Source organism: Sphingomonas cavernae, from assembly GCF_003590775.1.
Classification (GTDB): domain Bacteria; phylum Pseudomonadota; class Alphaproteobacteria; order Sphingomonadales; family Sphingomonadaceae; genus Sphingobium_A; species Sphingobium_A cavernae.
The window spans coordinates 667,318-692,915 of sequence record NZ_QYUM01000002.1 but is presented as its reverse complement, the minus strand read 5'-3'; the positions used below and the strand labels follow the sequence as shown (position 1 = coordinate 692,915).

The following is a 25,598-nucleotide window of genomic DNA, read 5'->3' as shown; positions in this document are numbered from 1 at the left end:
GCGGAAATTCTGCATGGCGGTCAATGGCGTTCATCTGATTGTGTTCGCGAACGAAAAGGGCGGCAGCGGTAAATCTACCAGCGCCGTTCACACCGCGATCGGGCTGGCCAAGGCGGGGCGGCGCGTCGCTGCGCTCGATCTCGACGGGCGGCAGAAGACGCTCGCGCGATATCTGGAGAACCGGCAGGACACCGCGAAGCGCCACCTGCTCGGGCTCGACATCCCCGCTTTTGACGTGGTCAGCGACGGCAGCCCCGAAACCTTCGAGACCAAGCTCGATTCGCTGACGCGCGATGTCGAATTTCTCGTCATCGACACCCCCGGGCGCGACGATCCGCTGGCGCGTGCCGCGGCAAGCAAGGCTGACACGCTCGTCACGCCGATCAACGACAGCTTCATCGACCTCGACCTGATCGGTCAGGTCGACTCGGAAACATACAAGGTCAAGCGCCCCAGCTTCTATGCCGAGATGGTGTGGGATGCGCGCAAGGCGCGCGCCAAGGCCGATGGCGGCACGGTCGACTGGGTCGTGCTGCGCAACCGCCTCCAGCATGTCGAGGCGCGCAATATGCGCCGCGTCGGCGATGCGCTGGCCGAGCTTTCCAAGCGCGTCGGCTTCCGCGTGATTCCCGGTCTTGGCGAGCGCGTGATCTACCGCGAACTCTTTCCCAAGGGCGTGACGCTGCTCGACCTGCAGGAACTGGGCGAACTGGGCATCAGCCACATCGCCGCGCGGCAGGAACTACGCGAGATGATCTCCGGGCTTGCGCTGCCCGAAGCAACTGCGAACGCGGCCTGATGGCAAAGCTGATCCTCCTTCTCGGGATCATCGCGATCATCTGGCTATGGTGGAAGGGGCACAAGGTGGGCCCGGCGATGTCGCCCGACGAGGCAAGGCTGCTGCTGGGCGTTCAGCCCGGCGCGACGGCCGACGAGATCCGCGCGGCGCACCGTCGGATCATCGCCCGCGTCCATCCCGATGCGGGGGGCAGCGAGGAACTTGCGAGAAAAATTAATGCGGCGCGTGACCTGTTGCTCAAGTCGGGCGTTCAGGCACCGTCCCAAACCGACTGAACGACGGAGCCTTTGATGAGCCATGTTTTCGACCCGACGACGTTGCGCGAATATGACATTCGCGGAATTGTCGGAAAGACGCTCCACCAGAACGATGCCTATGCAATAGGTCGCGGCTTCGGCACGTTCGTGCGCCGCGCCGGCGGCACGCGCGTTGCGGTGGGCTATGATGGCCGCGAATCCTCACCGATGCTCGAGGCCGCGCTGATCAAGGGCCTGGTCGAAACCGGCATCGACGTGGTGCGTGTCGGGCTCGGCCCCACGCCAATGCTCTATTATGCCGAGGCGGTGCTGGAGGTTGATGGCGGCATACAGATAACCGGCAGCCATAACCCCGCCGATTATAACGGCTTCAAGATGGTGCTTCAGCACGCGCCATTTTACGGCGCCGACATCCTGAAGATCGGAAGCATGGCCGCCGAGGGCGACTGGCTCGAGGGCAAGGGCACCGTCTCGAATGCCGACATCATGGACGATTATGTCGGGCGGCTGCTCGCCGGCTATGCGGGCGGCGCGTACCGGATCGGCTGGGACGCGGGCAACGGCGCAGCGGGACCGGTGATCGAGAAGCTTGTGAAGCTGCTCCCGGGTGAGCATCATCTGCTCTTCACCGATGTCGACGCGAATTTCCCCAACCATCATCCCGATCCGACCGAGGAAAAGAATCTCGCGCATCTGAAAGCGCTCGTCGCCGAAAAGAAGCTCGATTTCGGTGTGGCTTTCGACGGCGATGGCGACCGGATCGGCGCTATCGACGGCGAAGGCCGCGTGATCTGGGGCGATCAGCTCCTCGGCATTCTCGCCGAACCGGTGCTGAAAGCCGTTCCCGGCGGCACGATCATCGCCGACGTCAAGACCAGCCAGGCGCTCTACGACCGCGTTACCGAACTCGGCGGCAAGCCGCTGATGTGGAAGACCGGCCATTCGCTCATCAAGGCCAAGATGAAGGAGGTCGATTCGCCGCTGGGTGGCGAGATGAGCGGCCACATCTTCTTCGCCTGGGATTATTACGGCTTTGACGATGCGATCTATGCTGCGGTGCGGCTGATGAGCGCGATACGCCAGTCGGGCAAGTCGCTCACCGAAATCAAGGACGCGATGCCCGACATGGTCAACACGCCCGAAATGCGTTTCCAGGTCGATGAAAGCCGCAAATTCGCGGTGATTGACGAAGTGCTCGCGCGACTGAAGGCTGATGGCGCCGAGGTCAACGACACCGATGGCGCGCGCGTCAATACCGCCGATGGCTGGTGGCTGCTGCGCGCTTCGAACACGCAGGACGTGCTGGTGGCGCGCGCCGAGGCGAAGGACGAAGCGGGGCTCGAACGGCTGATGGGCCAGATCGATTCGCAGCTCGCCGCCTCAGGGATCGAACGAGGGGCGCAGGCAGGGCATTGAATTTGTCCGGACAACCGCGGAAATGCGGTAAATTGCATTTTTTGCATGTCTATCGATGTCATTCGCACTTGCACAAAATCATGCTGCAGTGCACATAGAGCGTGCCTTTCAGGCATCCTCTCCTAAAAACTTTCCAAGCCGTCCCTTTGGGGCGGCTTTTTTTTGGGCCCGTCGAGGCGGCAACCCCTTGCCAGTGGCACGCACGCACGCCTACCCAGACACCACGCAAAAGTCGGGGGGCTTCGTGAACATCAATGGATTTGGCGTCAGGGCGCTGTTGCTGGCCGCGTGCATGGGCACCGTGGCGCCTACGACCGCAATGGCCGCATCCGATTATGTCCGCTGTGACGGTCAGTCCAAGGGCATGGGCGTGGCCGAAGGGCTTGCGCGACTGACGCTTGTGATCGGTACGATGGGCCTGCTCGGCGCACCCGAGAGTGACAATGTCGCCGAGCGTCGTTTTGGCACCGAAGGCGTGGCGGCGTGCACGGCCGCGCTTTCCGAAGGCAAGGGCAAGCGGGATGATCGCCGGCGCTCGCGACTGATGCTGGCGCGCGCGATCCACCATGTTGAGGCGAAGGAACTCGAATCGGCGCTTTCCGACGTTCGCAGCTTCCCCGCCATCGGTGGCGAACGCGCTGCGGATGGAGAGTTCCTCCGCAGCCTTGCACTCTCCGCGATCGAGCTTGAGGCGGCGATTTTGGTGCGGGTGAATCGACCCGCGGAGGCCGAGGCCGCGGCGCTTCGAATGGCGGCGCAATCGCCCTATGACATCCAGAACCTGCTGCGCGCGCAGCAATATCTGCGTCCCGATGGCGCGATGGACGGCGCTCGACGCGGATTCTACGCGAATTTCGTGCGTCTTGCGCCGCAGGCACGGCTGGAGCTGGCTGAGGCGCAGGAATGGGCGGGCGACTTCGCGGGTGCTGCCGCGACGCTGGCTGGACTGGTTGCGCTTGTCGAAGGCGATACCGTCGCGGCCAACATTCTCGCGCAGATCGCGATCCAGCATATATTGGGGGGCAACATCCCGGTCGGGGAAGCGCAGATTGCGCTGGCGCGCCGCGCCAATGACGATCGGGCCGCCGCGATCTCCGGCGCCGACAGCCAGCGCGAAAAGGATGCCGTCGCGCGCACCGATGAACTGCTTGAATTCGCGCGCATCGCGACACTGGCCAGGCAGGGCAGGATCGACGATGCGCGTTTGATCTTTTCCGCGCGCGCGCGCTGGCTCGCGCCCTCGGTGCCGGCGGTTGCGCACCTCACCGCGTTGCTGCGTGAGGGCGCCGCGCCGACGCAGCTTCAGGGGGCGCTTGCCCGCGACCCCCAGCAACTCCGCGCCGATGCAATCAAGGCGCATTATGAAGCGCTGACCAACGAGGCCGCGACCAAGCGACTCTACGCGACGATTCGTCCGATCCTGACCGATGGGGACTATTCGCGTCTGTCAGCGGGCGTCCGCCAGACGACCGATTCCAAATATCTGCAGATCAAACGCGATGACAAGCGCGGCGAGGTGCTGATCGTACAGGGTGGCAACGGCATTGCGGGCGGGGAGGCGCTGCTGCTGCACGCAGCCTATCTGGCGAAGAAGCGCGGAAGCACCGGCTTTGTGATCCTGCCGATGCGGGTGTCCACAACCAGCGCTCGCATCGTTTTCGAGAAGCCAGGTGAATCGGCGCTGCCCGCCGATGCCTATTTCGATTCGGCGGAGCTGATTGCGGCGCTGGATGCCCGTTTTCCGATGCCCGCCAAATAGCCGGAACCCTGCTCTAGCTCTCTTCGTCGTCATAGCCCGCGAGATCGAGCGCGCGCGCCTTGATCTGGTGCATCTGGCACCAATGGACCAGCGCGTCCTCGCGGCCGTGGGTGACCCAGACCTCGCTGGGCGCGACCTCGACCAGCGTGCGCGTAAGTTCGTCCCAATCGGCATGATCGGACAGGATCAACGGCAGCTCGACGCCCTGTTGCACCGCGCGCTGGCGCACGCGCATCCAGCCCGAAGCCATTGCGGTGATCGGATCAGGCAATCGCCGGCTCCAGCGGTCATTCAGCGCCGAAGGCGGCGCGATCACGATCGCCCCGCGCATCGCCGCCTTGTCGGCGTCGGTGGCGGCGCGCAATTCGCCCAGCTCGACGCCGTGCGCGGCGTAAAGGCTGCACAGCGTCTGGAGCGCACCGTGAATATAGATGGGGTCGGCGTGCCCCAGCGCGCGAAGCTCGGCGATCACGCGCTGCGCCTTGCCCAGCGCATAGGCGCCCACAAGCACGCAGCGATCGGGATTGGCGTGGAGCGCAGCGAGCAGCTTGTCGATTTCGTCATGCGTCTCGGGATGGCGGAACACCGGAAGCCCGAATGTCGCCTCGGTGATGAAGATGTCGCAAGGCACCGGCTCGAAGGGCGCGCAGGTCGGGTCGGGCCGCCGCTTATAGTCCCCCGAGACGACTGCGCGCTCGCCCGCATGATCGAGCACGATTTGCGCCGAGCCGAGGACATGACCCGCAGGCGCGAAGCTCACGTCGATATTGCCCAGTGTCAGCCGCTCGCCATAGGCGACGGGATTGCCCGGCTGCGGTCCGTAGCGCACTTCCATGATCGCGAGCGTTTCCGGGGTCGCCCAGACCGCGCCGTGTCCGCCGCGCGCGTGATCGGCATGGCCATGCGTGACGAGCGCGCGGGGCTTGGGCGTAGAGGGGTCGATCCAGATATCGGCGGCGGGCACGTAGATGCCCTCCGCATGGGGTTCGATCCAGGATCCGAGCCGTGTCACATCGGCCTATATCGGGTCGTCTCCGGTATTTTCCAGCGCATTGCGCGTGGCGAGCCAGCCGCCCGCCGCGCCCGCCGCGATCTTGGTGCCATAGGACAGCGCCAATACCCCCCAGGGAAGATCAAGCTCGCCCGCGAGTGCGAGCAGCAGCACCAGATCGATCACGGTATAGACCAGACCAACCAGCACGCCGGCGCCGATGCCTTCGCGGCGCGGCAGATTGCGGGCGATGAACCAGCCGGCGACGAACAATATGGGTATGCCGGTGACAATCGCGATCGTTGGCGCCGCGCGCGCCGCATAATCCTCGTAGAATGCGAGCCCCTGGCCCGGCGCTATCACCGCCGAATATATGGCGACCCAAAGGATGGTGCAGAGAACGCCAAGCATCATTGCCGCAATAGCGAGCAGGATGGCGCGCAGAACTAGTCGACCCGTCAGCATGGCGCTTGTCTAGCAGGTCGCGCGCGGCGGGCAAGCGGCGCTATCCTCTTTTCGCGGCACGCTTATAGTGCCGCCGATGACCGCGCTCCCGCCCGCGTTGACTGAGTGGTTCGCGATGCGCGGCTGGGCGCCGCGACGACATCAGCTTGCGATGCTCGACGCCGCGCGCGCGGGGCGGCACGCGATGCTCGTCGCGCCCACGGGCGCGGGCAAGACGCTGGCGGGCTTCCTGCCCACGCTCGTCGATCTGATCGGGTCTCCCGGTGCGGGCCTCCATACGCTCTACGTCTCGCCGCTAAAGGCGCTCGCGGTGGACGTTCAGCGCAACCTGCTCACGCCTGTAGCCGAGATGGGGCTCGATATTCGCGTCGAAACGCGCACCGGCGACACTCCCGCCGATCGCAAGGTGCGCCAGCGCGCACGGCCGCCGCAGATCCTGCTCACCACGCCCGAGTCGCTCAGCCTCTTGCTCAGCTATCCCGACAGCTTCCTGATGTTTGAGGGGCTGAAGACCGTCGTCATCGACGAAGTGCACGCCTTTGCGACGCAGAAGCGAGGCGACCTGCTGTCGCTTTCGCTGTCCCGGCTTCAGGCGATTGCGCCCGCGATGCGCCGCGTTGCGCTGTCGGCCACCGTCGCCGATCCGGATGGGTATCGCGCCTGGCTCGCGCCAGATGGCGATATCGATATGGTCACCAGCGTCACCGGCGATCCCGGCGCCGAACCCGACATATCGATCCTGCTGCCGGAGGACCGCGTGCCCTGGTCGGGGCATTCCGGCCGTTATGCCGCAGAGCAGGTGATGGCCGAGATCGAGACGCACCGCACGACACTCGTCTTCTGCAACACGCGCTCGCTCGCCGAACTGATCTTCCAGGATCTGTGGAAGGTCAACGAGATGAAGCTGCCCATCGGCATCCATCACGGTTCGCTCAGCCGCGAGGCGCGGCGCAAGGTCGAAGCGGCGATGGCCGAGGGCAGGCTCCGCGCGCTCGTCGCGACCGCAAGCCTCGATCTCGGCGTCGACTGGGGCGATGTCGACTGCGTGATCCAGATGGGGGCGCCCAAAGGCTCGTCGCGGCTGCTCCAGCGCATCGGTCGCGCCAATCATCGGTTGGACGAACCGAGCGAAGCGGTGCTCGTGCCCGGCAACCGCTTCGAATATCTGGAGGCGCGCGCCGCGCTCGATGCGGTCGAGGCGGGCGAACTCGACGCCGACGTCTTCCGTCCGGGCGCGCTTGACGTGCTTGCCCAGCACCTGATGGCGTGCGCCTGCGCTGCGTCCTTCGACGAGGCTGAAATGCTGGCGGAGGTGCGCTCGGCGCTGCCTTATTCCGCGCTCGATGCGGAGACCTTCAAGCGCGTGCTCCATTTCGTCGAGAATGGTGGCTATGCGCTCAAGGCCTATGACAGGTTCCACCGGCTCGTGCGTGACGGCGACGGGCGCTGGCGCGTCACCCATCCCGATTTTGTCAAACAGTACCGGATGAACGCGGGGATCATCGTCGACGCGCCCGTACTCGACGTGCGCTTCCGGAACGGGCGCAAGCTTGGGACGGTCGAGGAGAATTTCGCCGCGTCGCTTTCCACGGGTGATACTTTCTTCTTCTCGGGCCTCAGCCTCGAAGTGGAGAAGATCGACCAGACCGACCTGATTGTCCGTGCGACTACGCGGCCCGCGCGCGTGCCGACCTATATGGGCGCGCGCATGCCGATCTCGACCAACCTCGCCGCGCGCGTCCAGGCGCTGATCCACGACCGGCGCGAATGGGCACGTTTCCCCGACGATGTCCGCGAATGGCTCGAGATTCAGGACTATCGCTCGCGCCTTCCCGAGCCCGGGCGGCTGCTCGTCGAGACCTTCCCGCACGAGGGGCGCCACTATATGGTCGCCTACAGCTTCGAGGGATGGAATGCGCACCAGTCGCTCGGCATGCTCATCACGCGCCGGATGGAGAGTCAGGGATTGAAGCCCATCGGCTTCGTTTCCAACGACTATGCGCTCGCCACCTTCAGTCTTGAGCCCGTCACCGATCCGGCGAGCCTGTTTTCGCCCGACATCCTCGAGGGCGAGTTCGTCGAATGGGTGCAGGGATCGCATCTATTGAAACGCGCCTTTCGCGAGGTTGCGGTGATCGGCGGGCTGGTCGAACGCCAGCACCCCGGCAAGCGCAAGACCGGCCGGCAGGTGACCTTTTCGACCGACCTGATCTACGACGTGCTGAGGAAATACGAGCCCGACCATCTTTTGCTCCGCGCGGCATGGGCCGACGCGCGCACCAAGATGACCGATGTCGGCCGGCTCGCCGACCTGCTCGACCGCGCTGCCGACACGATGGTGCATGTCGAGCTCGATCGCATCACCCCGCTCGCCGTGCCCGTGCTCGTCCTGATCGGCCGCGAACATGTCGCTCAGGGCACCGTCGACGACGCGCTGCTGATGGAGGCCGAGACGCTGGCGGCGGAGGCCATGCGCGTCGATTGAACCGCCGCCCCGACGCATATTTCGACGAATGCGTAACATGCGGCGTCCAACGCGGACGCGTTGCGGCGTGCTGCCCTTGCCGCGCCGTGGGCAGAGGCGTAATCTTTGCGGAACCGCCCTTTGGAGAGGGTCTGAAATGCGCAAATACTCGATGTTTTCGCCGCTTGTGACAGGCGCTGTCTGGTTCATGGCCAGCGCTGCCGGCCCGCCGCCCGCGCCACCGCCTGCTGTGGACGGGGCGAGCGAGACCATTGCGATGGGTGCCGACCGCGTCGACCGCATGACCGTACCCGTCAGCATCGGCAACAGAGGTCCCTATCATTTCGTCGTCGACACCGGCGCCGAACGTACGGTGATCTCGCGCGAGCTTGCAGGCGAACTGGGGCTGGCCGCGGGACCGACGGCGCGGCTCCATTCGATGACTGGCGAAGACGATGTCGCGACGGTGATCATCCCCTCACTCGGCGTGAACCGCGAGAAGATGCACGACGTTCGCGCGCCCGCACTGGCGCGCGCGGATCTGGGCGCGGTGGGCATGCTGGGCATCGATAGTCTCAAGAAAAACCGCGTGCTGCTCGATTTCAGGCAGCAGACGATGACGATCGTTCCCTCGGACATGCCCATGGGGCGCCGCGATCCCGACGAGATCGTGGTGACCGCGAAGAGCCGTTTCGGCCAGCTCATCCTGACCAATGCCGAGGCGAACGGACACGAAGTGAGCGCGATCGTCGACACCGGATCGCAGATCACGATCGGAAACATGGCTTTGAAGCGCAAGCTCATGGGGCGATCGCTCAGCGGCCCGCGCAGAACGGTCCAACTGATCAGCGTCACCGGTGAAACGATGCTCGCCGAATATATGTACGTCTCCAAAATCAAGATCGGCGGGATGACGCTCACCAACCTGCCCGTCGCCTTTGCCGAAGTGCATCCTTTCGAAAAGCTGGAGCTGACGCGCAAACCCGCGCTGATGCTGGGGATGAATGCGCTCAGGGTCTTCGACCGCGTCTCCGTCGATTTCGCCAATCGCAAGATCCGCTTCCTCCTTCCCGAAGGCGGACGGCGCGACGATGAAGTCATGCTGGCGATGCGCGCACGAGGGCGGTCCGGCTCCTGATGCTGATCGCCGATAGCTGGGAGGAACTGTCGCTGCGCGTCGGGCTCGCCACGCTCGTCGGCGCGTTGCTCGGGCTCGACCGTGAACTGCGCGGCATTGATGCCGGTGTGCGCACCAATGCGCTCGTAGCGCTGAGTTCGGCGATGGTGACGATCTGCTCGCTGTTGCTTTACGACCAGATGCACGCGCTCGATGCCAACAACCGGACCGATCCGCTGCGCGTGATTCAGGGTGTCGCGCAGGCGATCGGTTTCATCGCCGCGGGGTTGATCTTCGTGAAGCGCGGCGACGTCCACAATGTCACCACCGCTGCGAATCTGTGGGTTGCGGCATCGGTCGGGATCGTGGCGGGGCTGGGGCAATATAAGCTGCTCGCGATCGGCACGGGCTTCGCGATCATATTGCTGGTTTCGGAACCGCTCTTTCACCGGCTGAGACCCGACTGGGGCAAGCAGGGCAACGACAAATCATCGCATTGAGGTGCTTGTGCCGCCCCCGACCCACGCGCTAGAGCATTGAGCGTGAAATGTGCGTCACACTATGCCGCTCATCCTGAGGAGCCGTTGAGCCCTTCGACGCCGCCTGCGGCGTCGCTCAGGATAAACTTCGCCGATGGCGAAGTCGAAACGGCGTCTCGAAGGACGCACTGAGATGATCCTTCGAGATGGGACTTCGCCAAGCTCAGCCCCTCCTCAGGATGAGCGGTGCTGATTTTTCGCGCGATGCTCTAGGGAGGCGCATGGTTCCCTTTTCGTTCGCAGGGCATGAGCTGGCCGCGTTGCCACAGGGCGCGCTGTTCTGGCCCCAGCGCCGGGCGCTGCTCGTCGCCGATCTGCATTTCGAAAAGGCGAGCTGGTTCGCGGCGCGCGGGCAGATGCTGCCGCCCTATGATTCGCTCGCGACGCTTGCCGAGCTCTCGGTGCTGGTATCGGCAACCGGCGCGCGCGAGATCTGGTGCCTGGGCGACAGCTTTCACGATGCCGATGGCGGCGCGCGGCTGGCTGAGGATGCTCGCGCGGCGCTGCGCCGGTTGACGGGGACGACGCGCTGGGTGTGGGTGACGGGCAATCACGATCCCGCGCTCGATTCCGAGCTTGGCGGCGAGGTCGTAGACGAAGCCGTGGTCGACGGATTGGTGCTGCGCCATGAGGCCGATCCGTCCGACCCGCGCCCCGAGCTGTCGGGGCACTTCCACCCCAAGCTGCGCGTTCGCGTGCGCGGGCGCAGCGTCGCGCGGCGCTGCTTCGTCGCGACGGGCGCCAAGCTGATCCTCCCCGCCTTCGGTGCGCTCACCGGCGGGCTCGACGCGTCGCATCCCGAGATACTGCGCGCGGTCGGCGGCCAGGCCGAAGCGCTGGTGCCGCTCGAGGACAGGCTGCTGCGCTTCCCGCTCGCCGCCTGACGGGTCGGCGGACATTCTGTCAAATTTTTTCGCGTCTATGTCACATGCGCCGGACCTGTCTCGTCATGTCATCGGAACCAACGAAAGGAATCCGAACATGACTGCCAAGCTCGACCCCTTTGCCGCTGCCCCCGCGCTCATGAAGAGCTGGCTGGGTACCTCGGTCGCCGTGGCCGCCAGCCTCGAGCCGAGCCTCATCGAACTCGTGAAGATCCGCGCTTCGCAGATCAACGCCTGCGCCAACTGCATCAACATGCACACCGTCGAGGCGCGCGCGAAGGGCGAGACCGAACAGCGCATCTACATGCTCTCGGCCTGGCGCGAGGCGCCGTGCTACACGACGCGTGAGCGCGCCGCGCTCGGCTGGACCGAGGCATTGACGCGGCTCTCGGAAGGCCACACCCATGAGGCCGCCTATGACGCGCTCAAGACCGAGTTTTCCGAGGAGGAACAGGTGAAGCTCACGCTGATGATCAACGTCATCAACGGCTGGAACCGCCTCGCGGTCGGTTTCGGTCTGTGGCTGGAGCCCGCTATAGCCAAGGCGGCCGCCTGATGCCCGACGCGGCTTCGGAGGACGCAGCGGCGAGTTTCGACCCGCTGCGTCCCAGGCTGACCCGCGTCGCCTATCGCATGCTCGGCTCGGTCGCCGACGCCGAAGATGTGGTGCAGGAGGCCTTCATCCGCTGGATGAAGGCCGACCGCGCCGAGGTGCGGGTACCCGAAGCCTTTCTGCGTCGTACCGTGACGCGGCTCTGCCTTGATCAGCTCAAGTCGGCGCGACACCAGCGCGAGACCTATATCGGCGAATGGCTTCCCGACCCGATCGTCGGCGGGGAAGAGGACGAAGACGTCACCCTGCCGCTGATGCTCGCGTTGGAACGCCTTTCACCGCTGGAGCGCGCCGCCTTCCTGCTCCACGATGTGTTCGGCCTCGACTATGAGGAAGTCGCCCGCACGATCCAGCGCGATCCCGCTGCCTGCCGGCAACTGGCGGCGCGCGCACGCACGCATGTCCGTGAGGCGCGGCCACGCTTCCATGTCGAGAAGGAACGCGGGCTCGAACTCGCCACGGCCTTCTTTGCCGCCTCGCGCAGCGGCGACATGACCGCGTTCGGCGCGATGCTGGCGGCGGATGTCAGCATCCATTCGGACGGCGGCGGCAAACGCCCGGCCGCGCCAGAGCCGATACTGGGCTTCAACAACGTAATGAAGCTGCACAAGGCGCTGGCGATATTATTCGCCAAACACGGTTCGCAGCTCGTCCGCACCGGCCTTATCAACGGTCTGCCCGGCTTCGTAACGCTGGAAGGCGACGGCGAGCTTCAGACTACCGCGCTCGAGATCGAGGACGGCAAGGTCACCGCCATCTACGTCATGCGCAATCCCGACAAGCTCAAGCACCTGCACTAGAGTGTTGGACAGTTGTCGTCATTCCAGAAGCCGATTTTCTCCAAATCTGTGATTTGGATAGAAAATCGAGCTGTCTGGAATCCATGAACACCGCGTCAAACGGCACAGTCGCGGTGTTCATGGATTCCGGGTTCCAAGTCGAACCAGCAGAAAACCTACGGTTTTCCGGGTTCGCCTAGGTCCCGGAATGACGACGAGGTCTAACGAGCCAGCGAGGGGTAGCCTGCTCGAAAGGCCGCGAGCTTGGGCTTGTCCCAGCGCACGATATACGGGTGGTTGGGGTTTCGCGCCATGAAGTCCTGATGATAGGCCTCAGCCCGGTAGAAGCTGCCGCTCTCGATTTTCGTTACGATCGGCTTGGGAAAGGCGCGAACAGCGCCGAGCTGCGCGATATAGGCGCGGGCCACACGCGCCTGATCGGCGCCGATGGGAAAGATTGCCGAGCGGTAACTGGGGCCGCGATCAGGTCCTTGGCGGTTGAGCTGGGTCGGATCGTGCGCCACCGAGAAAAAAACGCGCAACAGCGTGGCGTAGCTAACCTTAGCGGGATCGAAGACGATCCTGACCGCCTCGGCATGGCCGGTCCGCTCGCTGCTCACCGCGCGGTAATTGGCGGTTTGCGAGGTGCCGCCAGCATAGCCCGAGGTGACGCTCTTCACGCCCTTCACCTGCTCGAACACCGCTTCGACGCCCCAGAAGCAGCCGCCCGCGAGAATCGCGGTCTGCGCGCCCTTCGTGTCCGTAACGTCCATGGCCGCGCGCGGGATCGCTACCGCGCGCTCGGCGCTGGCGGGGGCGATCATCACCCGCGGCCAGGCAAAGCTGGCAAGCGCCAGCGTCAATGCTGAAAGGGGAAGGGCTGCCTTTGACAAGTGCATCGCTACGTCCTTGCTGCCGACGATAGCGCAGATACGGATCAGCGCGCGATATGGTTACGCGCCGCCCGAAAAAATCAGGCGATACCCGCCGCCGCCTTGATCGCTTCAAGGAAGGGCCAGGCATCGGCGGGCTGGACCGCAACGATAGCGATCGCGCCCACGACGAATCCGCCGGCGAAACGCTGGAACAGTTCGGACTTGAGCATGGTGATCATCATCTTCTTCCCTGGGCGTCCTGTATCGCCGAATAGTTACGAATCGTTACCGCACCTGGATGCCACCGCGGACCTGACGCCGCAGTGAACGGGATCACAGGCTTTCAGAAAGGTTTGCCGGCTAGAGCACTTCCCGAAAAAGTGGGAACCGGTTTTTCGGCCGGGAAGTGCTCAATATATTGAACACGCGGCGCGGTCCTCTCAGCTCAACGCCGCACAGGCTTCCTGAATGCGCGAACATGCTTCGGTGAGCACGGCTTCCGAGGTCGCATAGCTGACGCGGAAGGCGGGTTCGAGCCCGAAGGCAGCGCCGTGTACGGCCGCAACCCGCGCATGATCAAGGAAATAATCGATTAACGCCGCATCGTTTTCGATCAACAACCCGGCAGGAGTCTTCTTGCCGATCAATCCAGACACATCGGGGTAGACGTAGAACGCGCCTTCGGGGCGCGGACAATGCACGCCGTTGATCTGGTTGAGCATCGAGATGACGAGGTCGCGGCGTCCCTTGAACGCGATGTTGCGTTCCTGAAGGAAGCTCTGGTCGCCATTCAGCGCCGCCGTTGCCGCCGCCTGCGCGATCGAGCAGGGGTTGGAGGTCGATTGCGACTGGAGCTTGGCCATCGCCTTGATCAGCCAGGCAGGACCGCCCGCAAAACCGATCCGCCAGCCCGTCATGGCATAGGCCTTCGAACAGCCGTTGACGGTCAGCGTGCGCTCGTAAAGGTCGGGCGCGACCTGTGCGATCGTGGTGAACTCGAAATCGTCATAGACGATGTGCTCATACATGTCGTCGGCCATCACCAGGACGTGCGGATGGCGGCGCAGCACCTCTGCAATCGCTTCCAGCTCGCTGCGAGTATAGGCGGCGCCCGAGGGGTTGGAAGGCGAATTGAGGATCAGCCACTTGGTCCTGGGCCCGATCGCGGCATCGAGCTGCGCAGGGGTGATCTTGTAGTTCGCCTCGGCGGTCGCCTTGATGAAGACCGGCGTGCCGCCCGCGAAATTGACGATGTCGGGATAGCTCACCCAATAGGGCGCGGGGATGATGACCTCGTCGCCCGGATCGACGCTGGCGACAAGCGCGTTGAACAGCGTGTGCTTGCCGCCGACATTGGCGCTGATCTGGTTCGCCGCGTAGCTCAGGCCATTGTCGCGCCTGAACTTGGCGGCAATCGCTTCCTTGAGCTCGGCGGTGCCGTCGACATTGGTGTATTTGGTCTGACCCGCCTTGATCGCCTCGATTGCGGCGTCCTTGACGAAATCGGGGGTATCGAAATCGGGTTCGCCCGCGCTCAAGCCGATGACGTCGACGCCCGCGCGCTTCAGCTCGAGCACGCGGCTGGTCATCGCCAGTGTTGCTGAGGGCTGGATGCGGCCGAGCGCGGCGGAAGGCTGAGACATTTTGAGGGCTCCCTGATGGACGCCCGCGTCCTTAGTCCCCCCCGTGCTGCACCGCAACGGGCGCGGCCCCAAGAATTTCTATTCAGCCGTTCGCAGCAGGGCTTGTCAGCCGGGCGGGCAACAGGCCGCGCACCGCATTGCCGATAAAGAACCCGCCGCCAAGGTCGGCGGGGGTCAGATCGGCCTCCACCGCGCGGCCTTCTTCGATCAGCGCGGCGCGCAGGACGCCGGGCAGCAGGCCGCGCGAGAGCGGCGGGGTGAGCAGCTTGCCGCGGCGTTCGACGAACAGGCTGGTGAAGCTCCCCTCGGTCAGGAAGCCCGCGGGGTCCCGAAAAATGACCTCGAAGCTGCCCATGCCGCGGCGCGCCTGTTCAAAGAAGGCGCGGTCGCTGGTCTTGTGGCGCAGGCGGAAGTCCGATGGATTGACGGGCAGGGGGGCAATCGCGACGCTGGCAGGGCCCTCGGGCGCGCGCGGCATTGCGCGAATTTCGACTGCGAGCGCGCCGCTACGGCTCAGCATCAGCCGGACGCGCGCCGGCGCGCGCAAGCGGAAGGTCGCGGCCTGCAGCTCGTTACGTGCGGCGTGGTGATCATAGCTGAAGCCGAAGACATCGGCGCTGGCGCGCATCCGCCCGAGATGGCGCTCGAGATGCAGCACGCCATCCGACGGGTCAAACCCCATGGTCTCGACAAGGTCGAACCCGCTCTCCGCCCCCTTCACAAACGCTCCCTTCGCCAGACACTCGTCCCATTCGTCGTCGCTGCGCGAGTCCGCCACAACCGCGGACCCCAACCCCATTACGGCACGCCCCCCTTTCTCTTTTAGATGGAGCGTGCGGATTGCGACATTGAACGCAGCATTGCCGCCGGGATCAAGCCGGCCAATGGCGCCCGTATAGACGTGGCGCGGGCCCGCCTCGACCTCGGCAATCACCTCCATCGCGCGGATCTTGGGGGCGCCCGTGATCGAGCCGCAGGGAAAGATGGTGCGCAGCACGTCGATCGCGCTCTTGCCCGGCACGAGATCGGCGGTGACGGTAGAGGTCATCTGGTGGACCGTGGGATAGGTTTCGACCTTGAACAGGTCGGGCACCTGCACCGACCCCGCGACCGCCACGCGCGACAGGTCGTTCCTGAGCAGATCGACGATCATGAGGTTCTCGGCGCGCTGCTTGGGATCTTCGCGCAACTGCCGGATCGCGGCCGCGTCACCTGCCTGCGTCTTCCCGCGCGTTGCGGTGCCTTTCATCGGGCGCGTCGTCAGCCGGCCCGCCTGCAGCGCGAAGAACAGCTCGGGTGACAGCGAGAGCAGCCAGTCATGCCCGGTGAAGACCACGCCGCCGTAACCCGCCTGCGCGCGCTGACGGAGCTTCGCATAGACCGCCAGCGGGTGGCCCAGCGTCCTGACTTCTGCCTGGAAGGTCAGGTTTGCCTGATAGATGTCACCCGCGGCGATAAGGTTCTGCACGCGCGCAATCGCCACCTCATAGGCTCCGCGCGTGATCAGCGGCCGTGGTTCCGACGTCCATGCCCCGGCTGGATCGGGCAGCAGCGTGGGCACGGTCGCGGGCGCAATGGTTTCAAATCGTTCGAACAGGCCAAACCATAGCAGGGGCAATTCGCCGCCCGGATGTTGAAGCGCGCGCAGTCGCGGTTCGAGCGCGTGGCCGAGCTCGTAGGAGAGAAAACCCACCGCATGCAGCCCATGCGCTTGCGCTGCCTCGATCTTTTCCAGCGCGGCGCGGACGCTGCCCGCGCCCTGCGCCGTAATGGTGTCGACGGGCGCGCTGTAGAGGCGTGCGGGTGCCGCGCCTGTCGTGCGTGCGTCGTCCAGCAGGACGAAGGGCCTGGTCGTATCGAACGCCATGTCGATGCTGTTGCCTCGAATGACTGCCCTCCGTAAACACAAGAAATAATATTACGGAGGATTTGATGCGTTTTCTGTTGCTTGCCGGCGCCGCGCTGCTGCCGCTTTCCCCCGCATATGCCGATGCCGAAAAGCCCGCCGCGCTGGTCGCCGACGGCGTTCCCGCCATCCCCGATGCGATCGTTGCGGAAACGCGCCCCTATATGGAATTTCGCACCGCGGGCTTTTCGGGCTGGAACCCGCTCGACAAATCGATGCTGATCACGACGCGCTTCGCCAACACCGCGCAGCTCCATGTCGTGAAAGCGCCGGCGGCGGCGCGCACCCAGATCAGCTTCGAGGCGGAACCCGTGGGCGGTCGCTGGTCGCCCAGGGGCGACGTGCTTGTCGTCCGCAAGGACAAGGGCGGCGACGAATTCTTCCAGCTCCATACGCTGAAGGACGGCAAGCTCACCCTCATCACCGACGGCAAGAGCCGCAACGAATTCGGCGCGTGGAGCAAGGATGGAGCATGGGTCGGCTATAGCTCGACGCGGCGTAACGGCACCGACAGCGATCTCTATGTCGTCGATCCGCGCAATCCTGCGACCAACCGGCTGGTCGCACAGGTCAAGGGCGGCGGCTGGCAGGTCTCGGATTTCGCGCCTGACGGCAAGCGCGCGGTGGTCTTCGAATATGTCTCGGTGACCAAGTCCAACCTGCACCTGCTCGATCTCGCGACGGGCAAGATGACGCCGATCGGTGACCACAAGAAGGCGGTCGCCTATGGCGGCGCCGAATTCGCGCCGGACGGAACGCTGTGGGTGACTTCGGACGAGGGCTCCGATTTCCAGCGGCTGGGCACGATCGACCTGAAGAGCGGCAAGTTCACCGTGGTCAGCAAGGATCCAAAATGGGATGTCGACAGCTTCGACATCGCCGATGACGGCAGCTTCATCGCCTATGTCACCAATGAGGCGGGCGCGAGCCGCCTGAAGCTGCTCGATCCGAAGACGGGCGCGGTGCGGGGTGTCGATGCGCTGCCGCTGGGCGTTATCGGCGGGATCGAGGTCGCGCGCTGGGGCACGATCGGCCTGACCCTTTCCTCCGCGAAAAGCCCGGCCGACGCTTATTCGGTCGATCCGCGGACGCTGGCGGTCACGCGCTGGACGCAGAGCGAGACGGGCGGCCTCGATCCCAATGCCAATGTCGAGCCCGAATTCGTCGAGGTGAAGAGCTTCGACGGAGAATCTGTGTCGGGTTTCCTCTATCGGCCCGACGCGAAGAAATTTCCGGGCAAGCGCCCGCTGATCGTGAACATCCATGGCGGGCCCGAGGGGCAGTCGCGTCCCGGTTTTCAGGGCCGCAGCAACTATCTCCTGAACGAACTGGGCGTTGCGATCTTTTACCCCAATGTCCGCGGCTCGACGGGCTTCGGCAAGCGCTTCGTCAGCCTCGACAACGGGCCGTTCAAGCGTGAGGATTCGGTCAAGGACGTCGCCGCCTATCTGGGCGTGCTCGAAAAGGATGCAACGATCGATCCTGCGCGGATCGCGGTCACCGGCGGCTCCTATGGCGGCTATATGTGCTATGCCTCGGCGATACGTTACGGCGCGCAATTGAAGGGCGCCAACTGCGTCGTCGCGATTTCAAACTTCGTGACCTTTCTGGAGAACACGCAGAGCTATCGCCGCGATCTGCGGCGCGTCGAATATGGCGATGAACGTGATGCGAAGCAGCGCGCCAAGCTGATGGAGATATCGCCGCTGACGCGCGTGGGTGAACTCAACATCCCGCTGATGGTGGTTACGGGCGGGAACGATCCGCGCGTGCCCGCGTCGGAGGCGGACCAGATCGTCAAGGCGGTGCGCGCCAAGGGCGGCACAGCATGGCATCTTCTCGGCCAGAATGAGGGGCATGGTTTCGCAAAGAAGGAAAATGCCGATTACCAGTTCTGGAGCGGCCTGATGTTCTGGCAGCAGACACTGCTCGCCGGGGCTAAGGGAGCGACCGACTGACCGCACTCGTCTATATCGCCGCCGCACTGGCCGAGATTGCGGGCTGCTTCTCCTTCTGGGCGTGGCTCCGGCTCGATCGGTCGGCGTGGTGGCTGCTGCCCGGCATGGCGGCGCTTGCGCTGTTCGCATGGCTGCTGACGCTTGCCGAGGCAGAGCATGCGGGCAGGGCCTACGCCGCTTATGGCGCGGTCTATATTTGCGCATCGCTCGGCTGGCTTTGGGTCGTCGAAGGCGTGCGGCCCGATCGCTGGGATGTGCTAGGTGCAGTAATCTGCCTCGCGGGTGCGGCACTTATCATCTATGGCCCGCGCCCTGCCTGAAACGGCGTAAATGGAGTAAGCTGAAGCAATGGTCGCCAGCACATTCGACCTCTTCAAGATCGGGGTCGGGCCTTCGAGTTCGCACACCATGGGCCCGATGAGCGCCGCCGCCGATTTCGTCGAGCGCATCGCGCGCGCCGACCTGCTGACGCGTGTCGTGCGCGTCGACGCCGCGCTGTTCGGCTCGCTTGCGCTCACGGGCAAGGGCCATGCCAGCGATCGCGCAGTGCTGATCGGGCTGACGGGCCAGCGCCCCGCCGAAATCGATCCCGACGCCGCCGATGCGCTTGTGGCGAAGATTCGCGAGAGCGGACGGCTGATGCTCGGCGGTAGTCACGAGATCGCCTTTATCGAGGATCGCGACCTACGGCTGCTCCAGCGCGAACGCCTCGCCTACCACTCCAACGCGATGACCTTCACCGCCTTTGCCGAAGATGGCGCGCCGCTCGCGCAGCGGACCTATTATTCGATCGGCGGCGGCGCGATCCTCGACGAGGACCAGACGAACAAGAACGCGCCCGCCGAGGGCGGCTGGGACGTGCCCCATAATTTCCGCTCAGGCGACGAACTGCTCGCGATTGCCGGACGCACGGGCAAGAGCTTCGCGCAATTGATGCGCGAGAATGAGGAAACCGCGCTGTCGTCCGAGGAGATATCGGCCAGGCTCACGGCGATCCGCGACGCGATGTCGGCGTGCATCGATCGCGGCATCGCCTCGGGCGGGATTTTGCCCGGCGGTCTGAAGGTGAAGCGCCGCGCGCCGACGATCTACCGGACGCTGATCGAGCGGCAGGAGCGCGCGCTCGCCGATCCGCTGACCGTGATCGACTGGGTCAACCTCTGGGCGCTCGCGGTCAATGAAGAGAATGCCGGGGGCGGCAAGGTGGTGACCGCGCCGACCAATGGCGCCGCGGGGATCATTCCCGCGGTGCTGCGCTATTATGAGCGCTTCGCGCCTAAGGCGTGCAGCAACGGCGCTGAGGATTTCCTGCTGACCGCCGCCGCGGTCGGTTCGCTGTTCAAGGAAAACGCCTCGATCTCGGGCGCTGAGGTCGGCTGTCAGGGCGAGGTCGGCGTCGCCTGCTCGATGGCCGCGGCGGGGCTCGCGGCGGCGCTGGGCGCAACCCCCGCGCAGATCGAGAACGCCGCCGAGATCGGCATGGAGCATAATCTGGGGCTGACCTGCGATCCCGTGGGCGGGCTTGTCCAGGTGCCGTGCATCGAGCGCAATGCGGTGGGGTCGATCAAGGCGATCGAGGCAGCGCGCCTCGCCATGCTCGGCGACGGCACGCACCGCGTCAGCCTCGATCAGGTGATCGAGACGATGCGCAAGACCGGGCTCGACATGTCCGAACGCTACAAGGAAACCGCGCTCGGCGGCCTCGCGGTCAATGTTGTGGAGTGTTGAACGGCTCGGCGGCCCTGCCTGCTTTCCGGCGTCGAAAAATCAGGCAGAGCCGTTGAGAGGCTGATTCAGGCTTTATTCCAATGATCTAGACCATCGTGCGTTATACCAGATCCATGTCCGTGCTCCGGGCTTGACCCGGAGCCTATGCCGGAAACGACTGTACGCCCGGAAAAATGGGCTCCTGCTTTCGCAGGAGCACTGAACCCTATTAAACCCACGATGCTCTAGGCGGGCTTTTTCGGGAGTTCGATTTCAGCCTTGGCCGTCGCCAGCACGGCGCCCAGTTGGTTTGCCATCTTGCATTCGACCTGCACGATATGCCGGCCGTCCTCGTCGACGAACTTGTCGAGGATGCTGCCGGTGGTGATGGTGATATCGCCCGTCAGCGCCGGGCTGCGATAATTGCAGGCCGAATGGCGCACCATGCCCCATTCGCCGGCCCAACCCGAGAAATAGTCGGTGATCCACGCGCCCATTGACGCGCCATAGCCATAGCCGCGCGGCATGCCGATAAAGCGCGCCCAGCGCGGGAAGAGATGGCCGCGCGACGGGCCGATATAGGCGCCGTCGGTGTTCTCGGGATTGTTCGCCTCCTCGGTCGGGTCCTGCTCCGGCCCCGCCATCGGCCCGGTGAAGCCCAGTTCGGCCATGTTCAGATCGGTACGGCGGTGCATCGAGCCCCACTGGGTGAAGGTGTAGGAGCGCCACTCGGTGGTGAAGCTGACGATCGAATGCGGGCCGAACACACGCTCGAGCAGCGCCTCACCCGCAGTAACATCGTCCCAGTAACGAGCACTGTGGCCGAGCTCGTGGAGCATCCTGATCCAACCATACTTGCGCACTTCCAGCGCCTCCAGCTCGTCGTCGCTCCAGACGGGATCGTCCTGATTGTCGGTCGGCGTGTTCGATTGGCCGGCGGCTTGGGCATAGCGGATCGAGGTCGAGCGCTGCTTGGCGATCAGATCGCCATGCTGGTTATAGTAGAAATTGTCGCCGCGCTGGAAACAGGTCGGCCCGCCGAACTTGGTCTCCTTGACCGTATAGTCGAACGGGATCCGCTCATTCCACACACGGTCGCCCGCCACGATGCGCGGGCCGTAGAACCACCATTCGTCGCCGCCGAACAGCATGTGCGAATTGGGAATCAGGCCGATGCACGACGGCGCCGATCCGTGCCCGTCGTCCATCGTCACGGGAAAGCTCTGCGGCGCGATCAGTTGCCCGAAGCGGCTCTGCATCGCGTACATCGCGTCATAGTGCAGCCGGTTGGGATAGTGCATCGCCTGCACCCAGCGCCGGATATCATTGTTGGCAAACGGATCCACCATGCGGGCGGGTTGCATTGGCTTGCCCAGATATTGGTCGATATCAGAGCAATCTAGTGTCGGCGTCGTCACACATCGTCTCCTGTCGAAATCCTGTTTCGGCTGCCCCGTCTATCAATCCGAAAATGCCAGTTTCATGGAAGCTGGCGTGCATTTCGAGGCAACCGTCAGCCAGGCACGCTAGCCCTGCTGCCCGGGGATTGCTTGACGGATATGGACAGGCGCCGCCTGTGACCGACGGGAGGCGGTCTAGAGTATGTCCTGTTCAGATTGAAGCAGTGCCGTCACCCTGAACTTGTTTCAGGGTCCATGTCTGGGCCTCCGCGGGGCCACCGGCATCAATGGATGCTGAAACAAGTTCAGCATGACGGTTCAATCTCTTCAGGACAGACTCTAGCGCAGAATGTCCCCCGCCAACAGCAGCAGCATCTTCGCGTCGATCGCAAAGCCCTGATTGCGCTTCGCCGCGACGAAATGCGGCACTTCGTCCACGGGCACGCGGTGCACCGTGATATGCTCGTCCTCGACGCCGCCGCCTTCGCCGACGCGCGTCAGTCCCGTGGCGCGCACCAGGTCGAAGGTTTCCGAGATCATGCCGGGCGACGAGGCGAAGCGGCCGATTAGCTCGATCTTCTCGGCGTGATAGCCGGTTTCTTCCTCGAGTTCGCGCGCGGCTGCAATTTCCACCGCCTCGCCCTCCTCGTCATCGCCGACCAGCCCCGCGGGAAGTTCGAGGCAATGCGCTTTCAAGGGATGGCGGTATTGCTCGACCAGCAGGACATGGCCGTCGTCGATCGCGACGATCACCGCCGCGTTGATGTTGCGGGCGCGCGAGACATATTCCCACTTGCCCTCCTGCTTGGCCACGATGAAGCGGCCATGCCACATGATTTCTACGGGGTCGGACATTCTTGCTCCGGTTGGTAAGCGCGGTTCGTTACAGCTCGATGAGCCTGTCGGGAAGTTCGTTCGGATCCTCGTGATCCTTGGGGAAATGCTCGGCGAGGATCACGCCCACCCGCCCCACGGCGGCGGCCATGCCCTCGCCAGGGCGGCCTTCGCGGACATGATCGATCAGCGCGACCATCGCGTCGCCCCAAGCCTCGGGCGCGACCGCGCGGTGCACCGCCTCGTCCGCCACGATCTCGGCCATGTGCTCGCGCATCGAGAGGTAGATGAGCACACCCGTCTTCTTCATCGTCCGGCTTTCGGCGCCGACCTTGAAATACTGGATCGCGCGGCGGCGGACGCGGCGCGCCTTGGTCGCGCGCGGGGTGAGCGCGAGGCGGAGCGGCGTCCAGGTAAGTATCCACCGCGCCGCGAAAAACTTGACCGCGAGCAGCACAAAGATGACGGGCAATATCTCGCGCAAGCTGAACTCATGTTCCCAGCCACTGGAAAGCCAGGTGAGCAGCGCGATCACTTTTTCGGGAAACACCGCAAACAGCGCTAGCGCGAGGAACATGATGCCGACGGCCCAGTGCAGCGCCGAATCGTGATAGGAATCAGAGACATCGGTGACGATCGTCACGATCTCTCCGTCGGTGCCGCGCTCTGCCTTCGACACCGCTGCGCTCACCAGCGCATGGTCGGACTCGCTCAGCCGGTTGACCTTTGCCATCACCAATCCCCCGATGCGCCGCCGCCGCCGAACGACCCGCCGCCGCCCGAAAAGCCGCCGCCGCCCCATGATCCGCCACCACCCCATGAGCTGCCGCCCGAGCTGTCGCCCCAGCCGCCCGAGGTCGGTCCCCAGATCACGATCGGCCCGTGGCCGCGCCGGTATTTCCGGCCGCGCCCGCGCCTGAAGAACATCGGAAGGATGATGAACATGATGACGATGATCCAGAAGATCAGCGTAATGGGGATGCCGCCCTTGTCCTTCTTCTCCGCAGCGAGCAGTTCCTGTTGCCGCTTGGCGGCTTCCTCCGGGGCAGGCTCGCCTGCTGGACGATCGCGTCGGCACCCGCGACGATTCCCGCCGCCATGTCGCCATCGCGAAATTTCGGCAGGATCGCGCGGTTGATGATCACGCTCGACAGCGCGTCGGTCAGATAGGGTTCCAGCCCGTACCCCACCTCGATGCGCACCTTGCGCTCATTGGGCGCCACAAGCAGCAGCACGCCGTCATTCCTGTCCTTGGTGCCGATGCCCCAGTGACGGCCGAGCTGATAGCCATAATCCTGGATGTCGCGGCCCTCCAGGCTGTTGACGGTGGCTACCACGAACTGCCGCCCGCTCGCCTTTTCCAGCGCCTCGGCTTTCGCCGTGATATCCGCTTCCTGCGCGGGGTCGAGCAGATTCGCCTGATCGACCACGCGCCCGGTGAGCGGGGGAAAGCTCTGTGCCCAGGCGGGCGCCGCGATCAGCAGCAGCAGGGCGATTAGATAGCGATAGAGCGTCATGCGGCCATCCTAGGCTGGTCCGCCAGCAATCCAAGGCCGACGATGCGTTTCGCTTCCAGTAGCTGGATTATGGCATTTGCGCCGTCTTCTATGCCGCCGGGCATGTCTCCCTTTCGAAAAGCCGGGAGAATGTCCTCGCGAATGATCTCCGCGCAGATCTCATCCTTGAGAGTCTTTTCGAGTCCATAGCCGACCTCGATGCGGACCTTACGCTCGTTGGGCGCAACAAGCAGAATGACGCCGTCATCGCGTTCCCGCGAGCCGATGCCCCAGGCGCGCCCGAGATCGAGCGTGAAGTCGTTGATCGAGCGACCGTCGAGGCTTGTCACGGTTACCACGACGAATTGTGGGCCGCGCTCGCGTTCGAGTTGCGCAAGCCGCGCATTCAGTGCCCGCTCCCGGGCCGCCGGCAACAAATCGGCGCGGTCCACGATGCGCCCGGTCAGCGGAATGGCCGGTTCCGCTGCGTCGACCGGCTCGCTCTCGCAGGCGGCCAACAGCAACGGTCCCAGCAGGAGCAAGATCAACCGCCTGCCCATCGCGATCCCCAATGTCGCGGCGACCGCCTCAGCCGAAATTCACCTTGGGCGCCTGCTCCGAACCCGGCTGCGCCTGATAGGGCACCATCGGCTTGGCGCCGTGGATGATCTTGGCGCCGATCAGGTCGGGGAAGGTGCGGATCGTCGTGTTGTAGCCCTGCACCGCGGTGTTGTAGTCCTTGATGGAGACGTTGATGCGGTTCTCGGTGCCCTCGAGCTGCGATTGCAGCGCGAGGAAATTCTCGTTGGACTTCAGATCGGGATAGGCCTCGACCGTCGCGAGCAGCCGCCCCAGCGAGCCCGACAGCGCGGTTTGCGCCTGCTGGAACTGCGCCACCTTGGCGGGATCGTTCAGGTCCTCGGCGGTCACCTGCACTGACGTCGCCTTGGCGCGCGCCTCGGTCACCTGCGTCAGCACGTCCTTTTCCTGCGCGGCATACCCCTTCACCGTCTCGACCAGGTTGGGGACGAGGTCGGCGCGGCGCTGATAGTCCGCCTGGACGTTCGCCCATTTCGCCTTGGCATTCTCCTCGGCGGTCGGAACGCTGTTGATGCCGCAGCCCGCCAGCGTCGCGGCGAGGGCAAGCCCCAGGAAGAAACGCAGCTTCATGGCAATCCCCTTTGAAGAATGGACATTCATGATAAAAACCCTTTGCCCGTTTGTCGAAGCCTAAGCGCAAAATGGGGCCGGAACGGTAGCTCAACAAGGGGAAGGTCATGCTGAAGGAATTCAGGGAATTCATCGCACGCGGCAATGTGCTCGATCTCGCGGTCGCAGTCATCATCGGCGCGGCGTTCGGCAAGATCGTCACGTCGCTGACCGGGGACCTGGTGATGCCCGCGATCGGCGCGATCTTCGGCAAGGTCGATTTCTCGTCGCTGTTCGTCATCCTCGGCGATGTGCCTGCGGACTATAAAGGCTCGTTGGCCGATTATGCCGCATTGAAGGCCGCAGGCGTGCCGCTGCTCGGTTATGGCCAGTTCGTCACCGAAGTCATCAACTTCGTGATCATAGCTTTTGCGATCTTCCTGCTCGTCAAGATCGCCAACCGGATCAACAAGCCCGCTGAAGCGCCCGCCGGTCCCACCGAGATTGAGCTGCTCACCGAAATCCGCGACGCGTTGAAGAAATAGTC

General features: G+C 64.4%; 25 protein-coding genes and 1 pseudogene. 14 read left to right on the top strand and 12 right to left on the bottom strand.

Annotated features, from left to right (window positions below; genetic code table 11):
* Positions 1-13: 13 nt before the first annotated feature.
* The 4 genes from D3876_RS03550 (at position 14) to D3876_RS03535 (ending at position 4,231) form a co-directional block, all read left to right on the top strand.
* Complete coding sequence (locus D3876_RS03550) at positions 14-799, top strand: division plane positioning ATPase MipZ (protein WP_119759701.1); 786 nt, start codon at positions 14-16, stop codon at positions 797-799.
* Positions 799-1,074, top strand: a complete 276-nt coding sequence (locus D3876_RS03545; protein WP_182911855.1) for a DnaJ domain-containing protein — start codon at positions 799-801, stop codon at positions 1,072-1,074. The genes D3876_RS03550 and D3876_RS03545 overlap by 1 nt, the downstream gene beginning before the upstream one ends.
* Before the next feature lie 15 nt (positions 1,075-1,089).
* Positions 1,090-2,472 carry a phosphoglucomutase/phosphomannomutase PgmG gene (gene pgmG, locus D3876_RS03540; RefSeq protein WP_119759700.1) on the top strand — a complete coding sequence of 461 codons (1,383 nt, stop codon included), beginning with the start codon at positions 1,090-1,092 and terminating at the stop codon, positions 2,470-2,472.
* 244 nt (positions 2,473-2,716) lie between these two features.
* Positions 2,717-4,231 (top strand): hypothetical protein, encoded by a 1,515-nt coding sequence (locus tag D3876_RS03535; protein WP_147417576.1) that lies wholly within the window; start codon positions 2,717-2,719, stop codon positions 4,229-4,231.
* Positions 4,232-4,244: 13 nt separating this feature from the next.
* Here the strand turns inward: D3876_RS03535 and D3876_RS03530 are convergent, their stop codons facing one another.
* Together D3876_RS03530 and D3876_RS03525 are read right to left on the bottom strand one after the other, a co-directional pair.
* A complete protein-coding gene (locus D3876_RS03530) occupies positions 4,245-5,243 on the bottom strand; it encodes a ligase-associated DNA damage response exonuclease (RefSeq protein ID WP_119759698.1) in 999 nt (332 codons plus the stop codon).
* Positions 5,244-5,249: 6 nt separating this feature from the next.
* A complete protein-coding gene (locus D3876_RS03525) occupies positions 5,250-5,687 on the bottom strand; it encodes a hypothetical protein (protein ID WP_147417575.1) in 438 nt (145 codons plus the stop codon).
* Between the two features lie 76 nt (positions 5,688-5,763).
* Here D3876_RS03525 and D3876_RS03520 point away from each other — a divergent pair, with 76 nt between their 5' ends.
* The 6 genes from D3876_RS03520 (at position 5,764) to D3876_RS03495 (ending at position 12,104) form a co-directional block, all read left to right on the top strand.
* Positions 5,764-8,172 (top strand): ligase-associated DNA damage response DEXH box helicase, encoded by a 2,409-nt coding sequence (locus D3876_RS03520; RefSeq protein ID WP_119759696.1) that lies wholly within the window; start codon positions 5,764-5,766, stop codon positions 8,170-8,172.
* 151 nt (positions 8,173-8,323) lie between these two features.
* Positions 8,324-9,289: a retroviral-like aspartic protease family protein gene (locus tag D3876_RS03515; RefSeq protein ID WP_182911854.1), complete on the top strand. Its 966-nt coding sequence runs from the start codon at positions 8,324-8,326 to the stop codon at positions 9,287-9,289.
* Positions 9,289-9,768 carry an MgtC/SapB family protein gene (locus tag D3876_RS03510; RefSeq protein ID WP_119759694.1) on the top strand — a complete coding sequence of 160 codons (480 nt, stop codon included), beginning with the start codon at positions 9,289-9,291 and terminating at the stop codon, positions 9,766-9,768. The genes D3876_RS03515 and D3876_RS03510 overlap by 1 nt, the downstream gene beginning before the upstream one ends.
* 260 nt (positions 9,769-10,028) lie before the next feature.
* Positions 10,029-10,691, top strand: a complete 663-nt coding sequence (pdeM, locus tag D3876_RS03505) for a ligase-associated DNA damage response endonuclease PdeM (protein ID WP_119759693.1) — start codon at positions 10,029-10,031, stop codon at positions 10,689-10,691.
* Positions 10,692-10,788: 97 nt separating this feature from the next.
* A complete protein-coding gene (locus D3876_RS03500) occupies positions 10,789-11,247 on the top strand; it encodes a carboxymuconolactone decarboxylase family protein (protein WP_119760979.1) in 459 nt (152 codons plus the stop codon).
* Complete coding sequence (locus D3876_RS03495) at positions 11,247-12,104, top strand: sigma-70 family RNA polymerase sigma factor (protein WP_119759692.1); 858 nt, start codon at positions 11,247-11,249, stop codon at positions 12,102-12,104. The genes D3876_RS03500 and D3876_RS03495 overlap by 1 nt, the downstream gene beginning before the upstream one ends.
* Before the next feature lie 200 nt (positions 12,105-12,304).
* Here the strand turns inward: D3876_RS03495 and msrA are convergent, their stop codons facing one another.
* From msrA to pabB, 4 genes are all read right to left on the bottom strand, one after another.
* A complete protein-coding gene (msrA, locus tag D3876_RS03490; RefSeq protein WP_420801934.1) occupies positions 12,305-12,982 on the bottom strand; it encodes a peptide-methionine (S)-S-oxide reductase MsrA in 678 nt (225 codons plus the stop codon).
* Between the two features lie 74 nt (positions 12,983-13,056).
* Positions 13,057-13,197, bottom strand: coding sequence for a hypothetical protein (locus tag D3876_RS20360; protein WP_182911853.1), 141 nt, complete (start codon positions 13,195-13,197; stop codon positions 13,057-13,059).
* A gap of 201 nt (positions 13,198-13,398) precedes the next feature.
* On the bottom strand, positions 13,399-14,601 hold the full coding sequence (locus D3876_RS03485; protein WP_119759691.1) for a pyridoxal phosphate-dependent aminotransferase: 1,203 nt from the start codon (positions 14,599-14,601) through the stop codon (positions 13,399-13,401).
* An 82-nt stretch (positions 14,602-14,683) separates the two neighbouring features.
* Positions 14,684-16,468 (bottom strand): aminodeoxychorismate synthase component I, encoded by a 1,785-nt coding sequence (gene pabB / locus D3876_RS03480; RefSeq protein WP_182911852.1) that lies wholly within the window; start codon positions 16,466-16,468, stop codon positions 14,684-14,686.
* 65 nt (positions 16,469-16,533) lie between these two features.
* Here pabB and D3876_RS03475 point away from each other — a divergent pair, with 65 nt between their 5' ends.
* The 3 genes from D3876_RS03475 to D3876_RS03465 are packed head-to-tail and all read left to right on the top strand — an operon-like array spanning position 16,534 to position 20,193.
* On the top strand, positions 16,534-18,465 hold the full coding sequence (locus D3876_RS03475) for a S9 family peptidase (RefSeq protein ID WP_119759690.1): 1,932 nt from the start codon (positions 16,534-16,536) through the stop codon (positions 18,463-18,465).
* Positions 18,462-18,785, top strand: a complete 324-nt coding sequence (locus tag D3876_RS03470; protein WP_119759689.1) for a YnfA family protein — start codon at positions 18,462-18,464, stop codon at positions 18,783-18,785. The genes D3876_RS03475 and D3876_RS03470 overlap by 4 nt, the downstream gene beginning before the upstream one ends.
* A 28-nt stretch (positions 18,786-18,813) precedes the next feature.
* Positions 18,814-20,193 (top strand): L-serine ammonia-lyase, encoded by a 1,380-nt coding sequence (locus tag D3876_RS03465; protein WP_119759688.1) that lies wholly within the window; start codon positions 18,814-18,816, stop codon positions 20,191-20,193.
* 224 nt (positions 20,194-20,417) lie between these two features.
* Here D3876_RS03465 and D3876_RS03460 read toward each other — a convergent pair whose 3' ends face one another.
* From D3876_RS03460 to D3876_RS03435, 6 genes and pseudogenes are all read right to left on the bottom strand, one after another.
* On the bottom strand, positions 20,418-21,590 hold the full coding sequence (locus tag D3876_RS03460; RefSeq protein WP_119759687.1) for an FAS1-like dehydratase domain-containing protein: 1,173 nt from the start codon (positions 21,588-21,590) through the stop codon (positions 20,418-20,420).
* Between the two features lie 321 nt (positions 21,591-21,911).
* On the bottom strand, positions 21,912-22,427 hold the full coding sequence (locus D3876_RS03455; protein ID WP_119759686.1) for an NUDIX hydrolase: 516 nt from the start codon (positions 22,425-22,427) through the stop codon (positions 21,912-21,914).
* A 28-nt stretch (positions 22,428-22,455) separates the two neighbouring features.
* Positions 22,456-23,139 (bottom strand): TPM domain-containing protein, encoded by a 684-nt coding sequence (locus D3876_RS03450; protein ID WP_119759685.1) that lies wholly within the window; start codon positions 23,137-23,139, stop codon positions 22,456-22,458.
* Positions 23,139-23,923, bottom strand: a pseudogene (locus D3876_RS03445) (TPM domain-containing protein). The gene D3876_RS03450 and the pseudogene D3876_RS03445 overlap by 1 nt, the downstream one beginning before the upstream one ends.
* Positions 23,920-24,444, bottom strand: coding sequence for a TPM domain-containing protein (locus D3876_RS03440; RefSeq protein WP_238475222.1), 525 nt, complete (start codon positions 24,442-24,444; stop codon positions 23,920-23,922). Before D3876_RS03440 ends, D3876_RS03445 begins: the two are co-directional and overlap by 4 nt.
* A 46-nt stretch (positions 24,445-24,490) precedes the next feature.
* Entirely contained in the window at positions 24,491-25,072 is a 582-nt protein-coding gene (locus D3876_RS03435; protein WP_119759684.1) for a LemA family protein, read from the bottom strand.
* A gap of 107 nt (positions 25,073-25,179) precedes the next feature.
* Here D3876_RS03435 and mscL point away from each other — a divergent pair, with 107 nt between their 5' ends.
* A complete protein-coding gene (gene mscL, locus D3876_RS03430) occupies positions 25,180-25,596 on the top strand; it encodes a large conductance mechanosensitive channel protein MscL (RefSeq protein ID WP_119759683.1) in 417 nt (138 codons plus the stop codon).
* Positions 25,597-25,598 lie beyond the last annotated feature (2 nt).

Coding starts and splice junctions, on each gene's coding strand:
- D3876_RS03550 (WP_119759701.1), top strand. CDS start 14: ATGGCGGTCAATGGCGTTCATCTGATTGTGTTCGCGAACGAAAAGGGC.
- D3876_RS03545 (WP_182911855.1), top strand. CDS start 799: ATGGCAAAGCTGATCCTCCTTCTCGGGATCATCGCGATCATCTGGCTA.
- pgmG (WP_119759700.1), top strand. CDS start 1,090: ATGAGCCATGTTTTCGACCCGACGACGTTGCGCGAATATGACATTCGC.
- D3876_RS03525 (WP_147417575.1), bottom strand. CDS start 5,687: ATGCTGACGGGTCGACTAGTTCTGCGCGCCATCCTGCTCGCTATTGCG.
- D3876_RS03520 (WP_119759696.1), top strand. CDS start 5,764: ATGACCGCGCTCCCGCCCGCGTTGACTGAGTGGTTCGCGATGCGCGGC.
- D3876_RS03515 (WP_182911854.1), top strand. CDS start 8,324: ATGTTTTCGCCGCTTGTGACAGGCGCTGTCTGGTTCATGGCCAGCGCT.
- D3876_RS03510 (WP_119759694.1), top strand. CDS start 9,289: ATGCTGATCGCCGATAGCTGGGAGGAACTGTCGCTGCGCGTCGGGCTC.
- pdeM (WP_119759693.1), top strand. CDS start 10,029: ATGGTTCCCTTTTCGTTCGCAGGGCATGAGCTGGCCGCGTTGCCACAG.
- D3876_RS03500 (WP_119760979.1), top strand. CDS start 10,789: ATGACTGCCAAGCTCGACCCCTTTGCCGCTGCCCCCGCGCTCATGAAG.
- D3876_RS03495 (WP_119759692.1), top strand. CDS start 11,247: ATGCCCGACGCGGCTTCGGAGGACGCAGCGGCGAGTTTCGACCCGCTG.
- msrA (WP_420801934.1), bottom strand. CDS start 12,982: ATGCACTTGTCAAAGGCAGCCCTTCCCCTTTCAGCATTGACGCTGGCG.
- D3876_RS20360 (WP_182911853.1), bottom strand. CDS start 13,197: ATGATCACCATGCTCAAGTCCGAACTGTTCCAGCGTTTCGCCGGCGGA.
- D3876_RS03485 (WP_119759691.1), bottom strand. CDS start 14,601: ATGTCTCAGCCTTCCGCCGCGCTCGGCCGCATCCAGCCCTCAGCAACA.
- pabB (WP_182911852.1), bottom strand. CDS start 16,468: ATGGCGTTCGATACGACCAGGCCCTTCGTCCTGCTGGACGACGCACGC.
- D3876_RS03475 (WP_119759690.1), top strand. CDS start 16,534: ATGCGTTTTCTGTTGCTTGCCGGCGCCGCGCTGCTGCCGCTTTCCCCC.
- D3876_RS03465 (WP_119759688.1), top strand. CDS start 18,814: ATGGTCGCCAGCACATTCGACCTCTTCAAGATCGGGGTCGGGCCTTCG.
- D3876_RS03455 (WP_119759686.1), bottom strand. CDS start 22,427: ATGTCCGACCCCGTAGAAATCATGTGGCATGGCCGCTTCATCGTGGCC.
- D3876_RS03450 (WP_119759685.1), bottom strand. CDS start 23,139: ATGGCAAAGGTCAACCGGCTGAGCGAGTCCGACCATGCGCTGGTGAGC.
- D3876_RS03435 (WP_119759684.1), bottom strand. CDS start 25,072: ATGAAGCTGCGTTTCTTCCTGGGGCTTGCCCTCGCCGCGACGCTGGCG.
- mscL (WP_119759683.1), top strand. CDS start 25,180: ATGCTGAAGGAATTCAGGGAATTCATCGCACGCGGCAATGTGCTCGAT.